The following is a 14,219-nucleotide window of genomic DNA, read 5'->3' on the forward strand; positions in this document are numbered from 1 at the left end:
ATGAGCGAACCAAACGCCCCAAATAATTTGTCAGATGGCAAATGGAAAATCAGGACAGTTAATATCATATTGATCATTGCGGCAGTGGGTGGTCTTTGTTGGGGAGCAGTTACTTATTTAGACTTAGGCAACGATCTCTATACGAATGATGCGCAGGTAGAGGAATATATCAATCCGATCAATACAAGGATTCCGGGTTATATCCGAAAAGTTTATTTCCAGGAACATCAAAAAGTCAAGAAAGGAGACACACTAATTACGATTGACGATCGGGAATACAAGATCCAGGTCGAAGAGGCGCAGGCCGCTTATTTGTCTGCACTGGCATCAAAAAATGTAACCTCCTATTCAGTTAATACAGTTCATAGTAATGTCGGGGTATCGGAGGCGAATGTCAGAGCAAATAAAGCCAGGTTATTAAATGCGCAAAAAAATCTTGTCAGGTATGAAAATCTTCTGAAGGACGGTGCGGCAACCCAGCAGCAATATGACCAGGTCAAATCGGATTATGATGCGATGTCTGCACAGACCAGCGCCTTAGAACAACAGAAACATACTCAAAGTCTTTCAACCGATGAAACTTCGAAAAGGCTCCTGGTCAACGATGCAGAAATCAAGCGTACTCACGCGGCTTTGGATATGGCCTTATTAAACTTATCGTATACCAATATTATCGCACCATATGATGGTTTTACCGGTCGCAGGAATATCCAGGAAGGGCAATTATTACAGGCCGGTCAGACACTGCTTTCTTTTGTGAGGAACGATGATAAATGGGTCATCGCTAATTTCACGGAAGAGCAGGTCGTCAAGCTCCATATCGGTGACAAATTAAAAATATCGATAGACGGCCTTAATGACCGGGAGATCGGGGGCGAAGTTGCGGCAATTTCCGAAGCAACCGGTTCCCGTTATTCTTCGATCCCTTTAGATAATTCTACCGGCAACTTTGTCAAGGTGAGGCAAAGGGTACCGGTCAGGATAGCGTTTGTTAAAACCGGACAGTTAAACTCAGTAATGGAAAAGATACGAGCCGGAATGAACGTCGTTGTGCGCCTGGCTAATTAATATCGATTTATGGAATTCTACGAGCTATTTTATAAATGGGTTCCCGTATATGTCCGTATACCGGTATTGACGCTGCTATATTTTTTGCTGTTAACTGCCAATGGCATCTATTTGGGAACTACCGCGGATATGTCCAGCGGATTAGGGGTTTACACCGAACCTTACACCATGGCTTATTATGCCATGTATATAGGAATGGGGCTGGGCAGTATGACAAATTTAAGAATACGGGAAAGGTTTACAGCCAAATCACTTCTGCTCTTCGGCCTCGTAACGATGGTTTTGATGAATATCGTATGTGCTACGACGAATAACCCATATGTAACGATATTGGCATGTCTTGTATTAGGGATGGGCAAAGTTTCCGCATCGACGGAAATCTATCTGGTTTGGCTGCAGGTATGGAGCAAGAAGCTTGACGTAAGCAGGCTTTACCCTTTCGTTTATTTTATCGCCCTGGGCGGGACTTATTCCATGACCTGGCTTGATTCCAGGCTCGCTTACTTATTTGATTGGAGACATGCTTATATCATTATTCTGATGCTATTATTGGTCGCCATCATTCTTGCAGTGATATTTGTTGAAAATCATCCACTTAAAAGAAAGGTGCCGCTCTACCAAATGGACACATTAGGCAGCATTTTAATGGTCAGCTTTCTTATGCTGATCAATTATATCCTGGTCTATGGCAAAGTGGAGGACTGGTGGGAATCTTCCCGGATCAAACTTGCTTCAATCGGCGCTTTAGTGGTATTGTCACTGCTTCTAAAACGTGAATTATCTTTCAAAAGGCCGGTCTTTCCGCTGGATTTATTTAAACTGCCTAATTTCCGTATTGGTTTTCTATACTTTTTGATGCTGGGTATTTTCGTGCCAACAACACTCCAGGCATCTTTTACGAGCGGAACGCTACATTACGAGAATTTCAGGAACTACGAATTATCGTTGTATATGATTCCGGGCGTGACGGCCGGTGTTAGTCTTTGCTTTTATTGGTTCTATCAGGGTTATCATCTTCAGTTGCTTATGACCTGCGGCTTTATTACTGTTATTATATATGAGGTGATCATGTATATGAGTTTTGGAAATGCCTTCGCGCTGAAAGGCTTTTGGCTTACCTCTGTCATTAAGGGATTCGGCCTTGCTATCTTATATACCTCTATAGGAATCTATATGACCAGGGGGCACACCATAAAGGATGTGCTTACCGTTGTTGGGATCGCTTTTATTTCCAGGTCATTTTTAGGAACAGCCATATTCACCAGTCTTTATAATTATTTCATTTACGCGCAACGAATCCGGCACTTAAGTTACCTGGGCGGGTTGATAGATTCAAGCGCCGCCAACCAAACAGGAACAGCCAGCGCCGATATGTACGCTACGCTACAATCCCAGGCCGGGCTTGCTGCAGAAAAAGAGCTAACCGGATATGTCATTCTTGTCGGCATCGCATTTACCCTAATACTATTTATTAGTGTGATCGTCGATTGGGAAAGAACCTATTTCAATAAACCGGCAAGCAACGGCACCTAAAGAACATAACAGGTGGACGAATTAAATAATATTATTTATCTATCTATTAGATGCCAGGAACGCAAACAGGTTATTGCTATTAAGCCATTTGCAAGACCAATATAAGAAAAATACGAATTCAATCAATTAATATTAAAAGGAAAGGAGAATACATTCATCCAATAAAATAAAAATAGACTATATTATCTATTATAAAAAGACATCCGGGACAGTTTCCGTATAATTAAAAAAGTAAATAACAAAAATAAAAATTAATCAACATCATTATGAAAATTCTCTTTATCGTTAGCTCTGCTAAAATAGGTTTTTGGCTGGCCGAACTCACACACCCTTATTGGCACCTTGCGGAACGCGGACACGAAATCGATATCGCCAGCCCTGAAGGCGGCCGGGCAATACTCGACCCAACCAGTGATCCCTACTCAGAAGGATCCTGGGAAAAGACAGACCTCGTCAGCAAAGGTTTTCTTACTGATCAGGCACTTAAGGATAAGATCAGCAACACCATTAAGTTAAAGGACGTCGATCTTGACAGCTATGATGCGCTGCACGTAGTAGGCGGCGGCGGTGCTGCCGTTGACCTATATCCTAATGAAGATGTGAAAAACGTCCTTGAACACTTCTGGGCTGCCGGAAAGTTTATTGGCACAATTTGCCATGGCTCGATCGCTTTAGCTAATATCCCTGATAAAGTTGCGGGCAAAAGTGCAACTGGTTTTTCACGGGTTGAAGACGCCCAGGTCGAAGCTTTATACGGACTTAACTTTATTCCTAATTTCCCGCAGCCGGTGATGGAAGCGGCTGGTATAAAATATTCAAATAAGGAGCCATGGGGCCAGCATGTTGTAATCGACGGTAAGCTGATCAGCGGTCAAAACCAGCAGTCTGCTTCTGAATATGCGATCGCATACCTTAACCTGTTAGCTGGCGAAAGCCCGGTGGTTATCGTTTAAATAACCTGAACGGCGACATTGGCCTTGCCATTGTTAAGTTCACTAATCGGGTATTCCTTCGGCCTGATAACAATCGGGCTGAAGGATATCTTTCAGATAAATTAGAAATCAACTCATCAACTAAATTAAAACTTATGTCGAATCCATCATCTTTTGAAAATTTGCCGGAGGTGCTTAAGACGGTTAAAACAAAGCCGCTTTTAACACTAAAATGCGTGGTCGGGCCCGCTCAAATAATCGGCAATACGCCGGGCGGTAACCACTTGGTAGGTGTGCTGCAAAGCGGATTCTTTGAAGGCGAGCGCTTATCGGGCGAAGTGTTGCCCGGGGGGAGCGACTGGCAAACGATCCGTACGGACGGCAGCATATTATTGGACTGTAAACTTGTTCTTAAGACATCAGACGGCGAGATCATATCGCTCAAATATACAGGCGTGAGAGTAAACCCGCCGAGTATTCAGGCACAAATGGCCAAAGGTGAAGCAATCCGTCCGGAAGATTATTATTTACGAATAGTTCCGGTTTTTGAGACAGCCTCTGAAAAATATGCTTGGATAAATAATGTTGTCGCTATTGGTATTGGCAACCGCCAGCCAGATGGGCCACATTACAGCATGTTCGAGGTGCTTTAATACTGCTGCGCCGTTACCACGCGGTGGGTCAATAAGAAAATCAATAAATCACTAAAACGGTTTATTGATTTTTTTGCTGTGTATCTTTGCAAAAACGCTAAGCGGTGGTGGTGCAAAAGAATCGGATTGGGATTGGATCAGTGACGTGCTTTTTTACTGCATAGATTTAAAGTCAGCATGATAAACAACTGATCAATCTTTTTGGAGAAATAATCATCTTGTTTCCAATAAGAAAAATCCAGGTTAAGGTCTTTTGTTAGATTATAGTTCGCTCCCAAGGCAATTCGGTTACGCGTCCACTGAGCCCTGTTAAAAAGGTAATAGCCTTCATCAAAAACATACAGATTTGCTATATTCGATGACCCGATAGAAAAAGGAAGTGTCGCCCGGATGCGATTTCTGTAAAAATTCTTTTGCAAGCCAGTTTCCGGAAAAGTACTGTTCAGCATGTTCCTGTCATCCACTACAAAAGGGCCGATGGTGGCAATATAACTCGCACCGAGATAGCCATCATTCTCCACATAGCTTTTCGCCCCTGAGTTATTTTCATGGAAGTAGAAGTAGCCCGCGTTCAGTATCCAATGTTTATTCAGAGTAACAAAGCCTTGTAAATAGTTAAAAGATGCATGTTGGTCCGGATCAAAAGCGACCTGGTCCTGAAAACGAAGCGTCGGAGAAACCTGGTAAGATACACCCGGAATAAACCAGGTAACTGTTGGGGTTTTGTTGCTTTGTGCGGCGCAATGAATATTTATCGATACGATTGCCGTTATGACCGACGCTCTGTAAAATATTTTTTCGGCTTTCATTTGATGATGATTTGAACGACCTATTGAAATTCTGTCCGGCGATACAAATAAAAGGCGGCTAAAAGCCGCCTTTTAAGATTACCCGTCTCTATCAATTGTCACCGGCGATCTCCTGATGATATTATTTGCTTTTGATCAATTTCCCGGTTACGGTAGTTGTAAGCGTTTCCGGATTTAAAATCTTGGAGATGGTACAGCCTGACCTTGCTCGTTCAAGCCATGCTTCGAACTGCTCTTCAGTAGCGCCGGGAATTTCCGACTCCACAGTAAAATGGAGGCTTTTGATTTGCGGATGCCCGGTGTTTTCATCGTATCCCAAAACAATATCTGCTGCCGTGCGAATGCTGGCAGTTTCCAATTTATTCATGCCGGCATTGTTGGCAAGCGCCTGATTAAAACAGGCCGCGTGGGCAGCCGCAAATAGCTCCTCGGGACTTGCGCCCGGGGCGTCCTCAAAGCGGCTGGCGAAGCTTACAAATTGGTCTTTTAAAACGCCTGATTTAGTTGAGATTGTACCTGTCCCTTGTTTCCAGCTACCTTTCCAGGTAGATATTCCTGTTGATGTTTTCATTCTTTTAATTGCAAATGTTTGTTAATTATTACCCCTATCGTTATTCACCGGCAAGTCTGCCCAAATAATGCCCAAGCCTGAATTCTGTATCATTTTCAGTCTGAAAGCCCAAATCCATTAGTTTACCTAACAATTTCTGAGCTTCCGGCCGTTGATATAATTCGAAGAATTTATTGCTCGATTCCTGGATTTCGAACGGGTCGGGTTTGCTGCCAACGCGTTTTAGCATGGTAGCTTTGGTCGCTTGTAATGCGGGTAGTTCAAAGCCGCTGATACGCGTGGCCAAATTATTTACATAGTCGTCAAGTTGACCATCTGGAAATGCCCGGTTTATCCAGCCATATTTTTCTGCGGTTTCTGCTGAAAAATCATCAGCACCTACCGCGATTTCAAGAGCCCTGGAATAACCCGAGTAAAGCGGAAGATACTCTGCTGCACCACCTCCTGGCAAAAGGCCCATACCTACTTCAAGGTGGCCGAATACCGCTTTTTCCAGGCTGGCGAAGCGCATGTCGCATGCAAGGATCATTTCTGAGCCTATACCTCTTACCCTACCACGAATAACAGCGATACTGATAACGCCGGCATTATGAATCCGGTTAGACACGTCGACCCACTGTGTAACGCCAAGTTTTCCGGAGACTTGTGGAAGTTCCGCACCTTTAAGCACGTCAAAATGAGATACAAAATAATCCTCATTGGCACTGTCAAAAATGATAACCTTAAGTTTATTGTCTGCTTCGATGGTATCCATTAACCGCTGTAGTCCCTCGATCATATCAGGGCCCATTAGATTGATAGGTGGATTGTCAAGGGTAACTCTCCAAAATGATTCGCTGTACTTAGTTATTGTCAGCGGTGCCCCTTTCATTTTGTCTACCGACATTGGCTCTTTTAGCTTGTTCATAATATTGATTTTTATTTAAACCTTTAAGACAATCATTGCGCCAATGCCTATAGATTTGACTTACAGGAATTTATGATTTTGTTCAATATTCCATTTAACGATATGTCGTAAATTTAATTGGTCAATAACTATATATAGGAAACCGAAAAATACATGCACAACCGGCACTTGTCACTTCACTTTAAACTCGCCACTTTTGATTGAGTATGCTAGTTTCAGATGTGAATTTTGGGTATGATTTTTTAGTCGGGAGGTTAATGTTGAAACTGCAGGTTTATCTTTCCGCTCAAATAAGAACAGGACAATGAAGGAAACCTGTTCGCGAACAATGATTTAATATCGTTAAAGGACGTTGAAAAATACGATATATAGGAAGCGGTCCTTTTACGGATTAACATATCTATCTAAATTTCAAAACGTTAAGGTCTGGTATTTCTATTGACATATGTCACCGGATGGCATCTGAATAGCCACAATAAGTTTCGTTTTTATTTTTTACTACATAGATATGATAATCGATCAGGACTCAAAACCTATTAAAGTTGTCATTGCCGGGGGAGGATTTGCCGGTGTTAATTTGGCGGAAAAGCTACTTAAAGACAAAAGATTCACCATTACAATCATTGACAGGAATAACTATAACTATTTCCCCCCTTTATTATACCAGGTTGCAACAGGTTTTCTTGATCCGTCGAGTATAAGCTATCCTTATCGCAAGTTATTTAGAAATGAAAGAATTGCTTATAGAATGGCCGAAGTAAGCGGGGTAAGTCCCGGCGCCAAAATACTCTATCTCGATAATGGGCAGGTTACATTTGACTACCTGGTATTCGCATCAGGTGTAAAATCTAACTTTTTTGGGATAGACAGCATAGCTCAGAATGCCATTCCCATGAAAACTGTGGACGACGCTCTGCGAATGAGAAATATCCTTTATAAAACTATGGAGGAGGCGTCCGTGGCGGTAAGCGATGTCGAACGACAAACGCTGTTAAATATAGTTGTTGCAGGAGGTGGCCCTACGGGTGTTGAGGTTACGGGTATGATCGCCGAAATAAAAAAAAATATATTTCTGAAGGAATATCCCGAGCTTAAAAATATCGAGAGCAAAATATACATAGTTGATGGGGGAAAATCCCTGTTAGGCCCGATGAGCGATAAGTCGCATGACGATGCTTTTAAGGTTTTAAGCGGGTTAGGTGTAGAAATTATTCTAAATACGCACGTAAGTGATTTCCGAGACCGGCAGGTTAAGCTATCTACCGGGGAAATTATACCCGCCAAAGTTTTGATTTGGGCGGCGGGAGTGACCGCTGACATTTATCAGGGGATTCCCGAAAGCTGTATCGGGCCTGGAAAAAGGATTATCGTTGACCGGTTCAACAAGATTAAGGACACCGAGCATATTTACGCCATCGGAGACTGCAGTATAATTTTAGAGGATACGGTTTATTCTAAAGGTCATCCTCAGCTGGCCCAGGTAGCCATTCAACAAGGTAGAAATCTGGCAGCGAACTTTTCGCTGGCGGCAAAAGGGAAACCAATAAACCCATTCATTTATGTTGACAAAGGTGAAATGGCCATTATTGGGCGAGAGCACGCTGTCGTTGACCTCTTTAAACACCGGTTTCACCTGAGGGGCTTCATAGCCCTTTTTGCCTGGTTAGCCGTTCATCTCGTTTCATTAGTCAACGCCGCAAACAAATTCAGGACTTTGTTTAGCTGGATCGTAGCTTATCTATCCAAAGATCAATCTTTAAGAATGATCTATCGTCCGGAATCGGCACAGGAGTCGGTTCGAAAAACTGGCGCGTGATTACCAATTGTATATATAAATTAAAAAGAAACACAAAATGAGATTACCACCGATTAAACCGGAACAACTGACCGCGGAACAACGCCCGCTGTATGACAGCATATCTAAAGGTATCGAAAACCACTTACAGGGGTTTATATCTAAATTGTCTGACGGAGCGCTGGTCGGTCCGTTTAACCCAATGATTCATTTTCCGCAGTTCGGTGCTGCGTTATGGAATTATAACATGGTCATGGCCGCGAATTCTACTTTGCCGAAAGCAGTTCGTGAAGTTGCTATACTCGTTGTCGGCGCAAAGTTTACATCAAGGTATGAGATCTATGCTCATGAGAAAGTAGGGTTATTAGTTGGCCTGTCCGAAAATAAAATAGCTACGATTAGTTCAGGACAACGTCCTGCAGAACTTTCAGAGGAAGAAGGCCTGGGTTTTGACGTCGCTGCTGTTCTGACCAAAGGTGCGCAACTTCCCGATTCTCTCTATCAGCTGGCGAAAAATAAATTTGGTGAGCACGGGTTGACAGAACTGGTTCACCTGATCGGTGTTTACTGCCTTGTTTCCGTGTTGCTTAATGCTTATGACGTTGCGGTACCGGAAGTGGATTAACGTTCCGAAGGCTGACCCAAAAAGAGGCATGTTAGTTAATATGCCTCTTTCAATGGTAGTAACAGATAAGATAGATACATTACAATTCCCCCAAAGCCTCACCCAAATTTAACTCCGTCTTACCGTCAAGTTGGAACCCTTTTTCCAGAATTGATTTATACCTTGCCTTTGTTTCAGGATTTTGGGTTGCTTTACCGAACAAGTCCGAATCTATCCTGTAGTCTTCGGCGGACGCTAATGCAATAGCGTTGATACGTTGTTTTATATCAATAAGCCCCTGGTGAGGGAATCTTGCTATACGGCGGGCTAAATCGGAAACAAAGACGTCCAGCTCTGCATCCGGCATTGCTCTGTTGATCCAACCATATCGCTCGGCCAGATCCGCAGAATAATCTGTGCTGCTTGTAATCACTTCGAAAGCTCGGCCGCGGCCCATAAGACGGGTAAGGTGCTGGACGCCCCCGCTTCCGGGAACCTGTCCGAAAGCTGCTTCCAACTGACCGAATATTGCTTTCTCCTTAGAGGCGAAGCGCATATCACAAGCCAATACAAATTCGCTTCCTGCCCCACGCACCCTGCCAGCGATCTGGGCGATGGTAACCGCTTTTGTTTCGCTCAGACGTCTATACAAAAGTGAAAGTGAAGGTTCACCGACAAGTTCGGCTGCTATTGCCCGGTATTCGGCTATTTTTGTGACGTCCACATGCGGAATAAAATAATTCGGATTCGCGCTGGAAAAAACGACGACTTTGTATTTATCTCCTTGATCTAATATCCTGATCAGCGATACCAGGTCGCGAACCAGACCAGGGCCCAACAAATTAATAGGGGGATTATCGATTGATGCAAAGAGCACTGCTTGCTCTTCCCTGATTTTTATTACTTCAAATTCCTGCATTTCTTAGTAGTTAAAATTTATTTGCAAATCGGTTTTAATAGAATGTCTTGGTGGTTTTCCGCTCAACCCGTTTATTCGGTTAAAACAAAGTACACCTTTAAAAGAACGAAATTATCCTTTTAAAGGTGCGAAACGATCAATTACCAGGGTCTTTCTTCTCCCAGGTGAATAAACTTACCTGTGGGCCCGTCTTCCCCGATCAAGGCCAGTTCTACACTTGTCCTGGCGCCATCCGATATTTCCATCGGTGCGCCCGCGCCGCCCATATCGGTCTTTGCATGTCCCGGATCTGCGGAATTAACTTTGATTCCAAACTTTTTCAGCTCGGCAGCAAGATGGATGGTTACTGCATTCAAAGCAGTTTTTGATGCATTGTAAGACAACCTTTTTACCTCTTCAAAAGGCCCATTTGGGTTGGCATGAGTGCCGAGAGATCCCAGGAGGCTAGAAAGATTTACAATCCGGGCATAACCACTAGCTTTTAATAATGGCAGCAGTTCGTTTGTAATGTAAACCAAGCTAAAAACATTAGTGCCGAAAACATACTGGAATTCTTCCTCGTCGGTTTCGACAGCTTTATTGACAAAGAAATCTCCCTTTGGCCCAACGCCTGCATTATTGATCAGGATGTCTAATTTGCCAAATTTTTCATTTATGAAGGCTGCTGCAGCTTTTCTGTCAGAAGGATTCGTAACATCAAGTTGTATTCCAAATGCATTGATCCCTGATGCTTTCAGTTTTGCAGCTGTTTCGTCTGCGACACCCTGGTTACGGCCGGTAACTATAACTGTTATACCCTTTTCTCCTAGTTGTTTAGCGGTCTCAAAGCCAAGTCCGCGATTTGAGCCTGTAATCAGGGCTACTTTTTTTTGATTATCCATTGTTGATTGATTTAGTTATTAGATTTAATATTCGCCCCATATATCAGCCTCTTTTATTTTTTGCTCAGTGTATGGCGGATATAAATGTTCTATTGAAAAATCTGTTGGAGTACCCAACACTGATTTTGGATGCGATAGCGAATCGAACCCGAACTTGCCATAATAGCTTCCTATACCAGATGAGCCCACTCCGCCGAATGGGAGTGTTTGAATGAAGAGTTGGATGTTCACATGATTAACTGCACCACCACCAAAGGACAGCGTGTGTTTCAGGTATTCGATGGTGTTTTCATCTTTACTGAAGATGTAGGCAGCGAGGGGTTTAGGTGCTCCTTTTATTTTATTAACGGCCGCTTTCAGGTCGCTATAAGGCATAATAGCCAGTATTGGTCCAAATATTTCGTCCTCCATGATTTTATCCGACCAGGAAGCAGGATAAACTAAAGTTGGTGCGAAGTAACGGGTATCTTCGTCATAGTCACCGCCGGCAATGACCTTTTGCGGGTCAATAAGAGAGGCGAGCCTTTTAACTGCTTTGACATTGATGATCTTTGAATAATCCGGATTATTCTTAGGGTCATCGCCATACATCTCAATAATCGCTTTTTTTGCTTCTTCATTAAATTCATTCACAACCGATTCATGAACATAAGCATAGCCAGGCGATGTACACCATTGTCCGCCCCACGCCATTGCGCCCCAAACAATTTTCCGCGCTGATTCAGCAATATTAGCCGTATGATCAATTATCGCAGGATTTTGGCCGCCGAGTTCAAGCAAAACAGGTGTGAGGTTTTCTGCCGCTGCTCTCATGATTACTTTTCCCACAGCCACGCTCCCGGTGAAGAATATGAAATTATAAGGTATTTTTAGCAGTTCGGTAACTTCCTCACGATCTCCGTCGCTTATACTAACAGCTTCTTCCTCGAAATACTTAGGTACAAGATCCAGCCATAAACGAGCAACTGCTGGAATTCCGGAACTTACTTTCAGCATAATATTGTTTCCAGCAGCCAGCGCTGAAGCGGCCGGATCAACTAATAAAATTATCGGACCATTGAAGGGCCCGATAATCAACGCCACGCCATAGGGATCACGGTAAATCATTCCTTTTCCGCCTACTGCTGAAAGGAATTTGGGGATACTAACCTCGACTGGTTTCATCCACTCAGAAAGCTGAGAGCGGCTATACCTGATGCTGGCGATTGACCCGTTTATCTCGGACTGCTGCTCTGCGTTACCCGTTTTGAAATCTTCGCCCAAAGCTTTGCAGAAAGCATCAAAATTTTCCGTTAGCATAGCCTCCATACGGTCCAGCTGTTCCACCCGCCACTCATAGGACTTAGTTATATCAGAATTGAAATATGCCTTTTGCTTCTCAAAAATAGCCTGAAAATTCTTCATGATTTTTTGTTTTTATAAATGCAGTAAAGGCTTGCAACTGATATGCCGACATTTATTTCACTTGTATACAGTACATTAAGAAGTGACGTTAAAAATCCTTTTATGGTATATCGTAAATTGAAGCCAGGTTTTACTAAATATAGAAACGGCTATTGTCTTGGATTTTTCGTTTTCAAGAAATGGTGACTACCTGTAGCCGCCCGTCATTTTTTTTTACCTAAGACATTTTTGAAACGCTGCCCAGCTATAAATGAAATTGACGTTTAATTTGCGTTTAATAGACATTTTTGTCTTATTTTTGAAGTTAATTTTTGTTTTAATAATAATAATACACGTTATATAGCCGAACATCTGTTTTAAAGGCGATTCGTTTGTGATTCTTATTTAAATAAGAGATGAAATTATCTTTTATCGAGAGGTATATCCGAAAGCCTGTTTGCGGCGTATGATTCTTATTTTAACTTTTTACATCTTTAGTAATGCACTATAACTTGCTGTTGTTTCTTATATTGGTTTCCGGAGCATTTTTGCTGATTATTTTTGCGCAAAAACTCAAAATATCCTACCCACTTTTCCTGGTATTGGCTGGACTTGCAATTAGTTATATACCCGGCATTCCCGTAGTTTCCATTGATCCGGATATGATCTTTTTAATATTTCTGCCGCCATTATTATATGAAGCTGCATGGTATACATCGTTGAATGATTTTGTAAAGTGGAAACGTGCCATCGGGCTCTTATCATTTGGCCTGGTTATTTGCACCTCGGTTATTGTGGCTTTTGCGGCGAAAAGTTTTATTCCGGGTTTTACTATGCCGCTTGGCTTTTTGCTTGGTGGCATAATTGCGCCGCCTGACGCCGTGGCTGCAGGCTCGGTTCTTAAAAATATTAAGGTTCCTAAAAGAATCATGACCATACTGGAGGGCGAAAGCTTGATCAATGATGCGTCCAGCCTGATTGTTTTTCGCTTCTCATTGGCGGCGGTAATTACGGGGACATTCTCTTTTCACCAGGCAGCGGTCAGCTTTTTTTTGGTAACAATCATGGGAATCGCGATAGGTTTAGGGATCGCGCACCTTATTTATTTAAAGCATCGCTTTATACAGTCTACCGCAAACGTGGAAGCCGCGTTTACCTTGGTCACACCTTACTTTATGTATCTGGCGGCAGAACAATTTCATTTTTCCGGTGTGATGGCTGTGGTTAGCGGCGGGTTATACATATCCTATCGTTCCCATGAGGTTTTTGCAAACGGCCAAACCCGTTTGCAAGCGGTAAATGTCTGGTCTACCTTGGTCATTATGCTCAATGCCTTGGTATTTATATTGATAGGCCTGGAATTACCTGTTATTATAAAAGGCCTGAATGGTTACTCTGTTATGAGCGCCTGGCTATACGGCATTTTTATAAGTGTCATTGTTGTTCTGGTACGTTTTTTATGGATGTACCCCGGTACATTCCTTCCGAGATGGCTTTTTAAAAGTATCAGGGATAATGAGGCAAGTCCTGGCTGGAAGGGGCCATTTGTACTTGGTTGGGCCGGGATGCGAGGAGTAGTATCGCTCGCTGCCGCCTTGTCCATACCCGCGGTTGTAAATCATGGCACCGCATTTCCTTTACGTAATCTGATAATTTTTATCACGTTTGTAGTCATACTGGTTACTTTAGTTTTGCAAGGTTTTACGCTGCCTTTCGTCATCAAGCTTATTAAGCTTCAGGAGATAGATCCTGTTGCCTCGGCAGAAAAGGAAGAAGCGGCAATTATGCTTAGGCTCGTACAGGTTGGATTAAAAAATATCGATGAAAAATATTTAAGCGCTGCAAACACAAATCCATTTGTTGAAAATCTTCGTATTGAACTACAAAATAGCAATGTCACGATAAGTGAGCGGTTAAATTCCCTGAGCGGTAGCGATGTAGCAGAACCCGAACTTGACCGATATAAGAAAATTTTAATGGAAATGTACCAATTGCAGCGGCAGGAACTTTACCGTTTAAGACGCCAGAAGTTGTTTAGTGATGCTGCGATCAGAAAACAGGAAATTCAAATAGACCTGACTGAAACCAAGATTTTTGGACACAGGAATTGATCAGTTCAAATGTGCCATCGCCCACCAAAGAATCATAGACACCTTTAAAAAGG

Annotated in this window: 13 protein-coding genes; 7 read left to right on the top strand and 6 right to left on the bottom strand. The window is 42.8% G+C overall.

From position 1 onward, the window contains the following. From WC743_RS04005 to WC743_RS04020, 4 genes are all read left to right on the top strand, one after another. Positions 1-1,068: an HlyD family secretion protein gene (locus WC743_RS04005; protein WP_373010503.1), complete on the top strand. Its 1,068-nt coding sequence runs from the start codon at positions 1-3 to the stop codon at positions 1,066-1,068. A gap of 9 nt (positions 1,069-1,077) precedes the next feature. Beyond that, positions 1,078-2,601 carry an MFS transporter gene (locus WC743_RS04010; protein ID WP_373010504.1) on the top strand — a complete coding sequence of 508 codons (1,524 nt, stop codon included), beginning with the start codon at positions 1,078-1,080 and terminating at the stop codon, positions 2,599-2,601. Between the two features lie 266 nt (positions 2,602-2,867). After that, positions 2,868-3,554 carry a type 1 glutamine amidotransferase domain-containing protein gene (locus tag WC743_RS04015; RefSeq protein ID WP_373010505.1) on the top strand — a complete coding sequence of 229 codons (687 nt, stop codon included), beginning with the start codon at positions 2,868-2,870 and terminating at the stop codon, positions 3,552-3,554. A 134-nt stretch (positions 3,555-3,688) separates the two neighbouring features. After that, entirely contained in the window at positions 3,689-4,186 is a 498-nt protein-coding gene (locus tag WC743_RS04020; RefSeq protein WP_373010506.1) for a DUF3237 domain-containing protein, read from the top strand. A 137-nt stretch (positions 4,187-4,323) separates the two neighbouring features. Here the strand turns inward: WC743_RS04020 and WC743_RS04025 are convergent, their stop codons facing one another. The 3 genes from WC743_RS04025 to WC743_RS04035 form a co-directional block, all read right to left on the bottom strand. Further along, positions 4,324-4,995: a DUF2490 domain-containing protein gene (locus tag WC743_RS04025; RefSeq protein ID WP_373010507.1), complete on the bottom strand. Its 672-nt coding sequence runs from the start codon at positions 4,993-4,995 to the stop codon at positions 4,324-4,326. Positions 4,996-5,116: 121 nt separating this feature from the next. Then, positions 5,117-5,566: an OsmC family peroxiredoxin gene (locus WC743_RS04030; protein WP_373010508.1), complete on the bottom strand. Its 450-nt coding sequence runs from the start codon at positions 5,564-5,566 to the stop codon at positions 5,117-5,119. Positions 5,567-5,606: 40 nt separating this feature from the next. Then, entirely contained in the window at positions 5,607-6,473 is an 867-nt protein-coding gene (locus tag WC743_RS04035; protein WP_373010510.1) for an enoyl-CoA hydratase/isomerase family protein, read from the bottom strand. Between the two features lie 508 nt (positions 6,474-6,981). On the opposite strand from WC743_RS04035, the gene WC743_RS04040 reads away from it, so the two are divergent. Together WC743_RS04040 and WC743_RS04045 are read left to right on the top strand one after the other, a co-directional pair. Beyond that, positions 6,982-8,289, top strand: coding sequence for an NAD(P)/FAD-dependent oxidoreductase (locus WC743_RS04040; RefSeq protein ID WP_373010511.1), 1,308 nt, complete (start codon positions 6,982-6,984; stop codon positions 8,287-8,289). Positions 8,290-8,326: 37 nt separating this feature from the next. Beyond that, the gene (locus WC743_RS04045) at positions 8,327-8,893 is read left to right on the top strand and encodes a carboxymuconolactone decarboxylase family protein (RefSeq protein ID WP_373010512.1); all 567 of its coding nucleotides are present in this window, start codon (positions 8,327-8,329) and stop codon (positions 8,891-8,893) included. Positions 8,894-8,972: 79 nt separating this feature from the next. Here the strand turns inward: WC743_RS04045 and WC743_RS04050 are convergent, their stop codons facing one another. The 3 genes from WC743_RS04050 to WC743_RS04060 form a co-directional block, all read right to left on the bottom strand. After that, positions 8,973-9,791, bottom strand: coding sequence for an enoyl-CoA hydratase/isomerase family protein (locus tag WC743_RS04050; protein WP_373010513.1), 819 nt, complete (start codon positions 9,789-9,791; stop codon positions 8,973-8,975). Between the two features lie 140 nt (positions 9,792-9,931). Further along, positions 9,932-10,672: an SDR family oxidoreductase gene (locus tag WC743_RS04055; protein WP_373010514.1), complete on the bottom strand. Its 741-nt coding sequence runs from the start codon at positions 10,670-10,672 to the stop codon at positions 9,932-9,934. Between the two features lie 24 nt (positions 10,673-10,696). Beyond that, complete coding sequence (locus WC743_RS04060) at positions 10,697-12,076, bottom strand: aldehyde dehydrogenase family protein (RefSeq protein WP_373010515.1); 1,380 nt, start codon at positions 12,074-12,076, stop codon at positions 10,697-10,699. Between the two features lie 479 nt (positions 12,077-12,555). Here WC743_RS04060 and WC743_RS04065 point away from each other — a divergent pair, with 479 nt between their 5' ends. Continuing rightward, complete coding sequence (locus WC743_RS04065; protein ID WP_373010516.1) at positions 12,556-14,166, top strand: Na+/H+ antiporter; 1,611 nt, start codon at positions 12,556-12,558, stop codon at positions 14,164-14,166. Positions 14,167-14,219 lie beyond the last annotated feature (53 nt).

Origin of the sequence: Mucilaginibacter sp. (genome assembly GCF_041660805.1) — a bacterium.
Taxonomy (GTDB): Bacteria; Bacteroidota; Bacteroidia; order Sphingobacteriales; family Sphingobacteriaceae; genus Mucilaginibacter.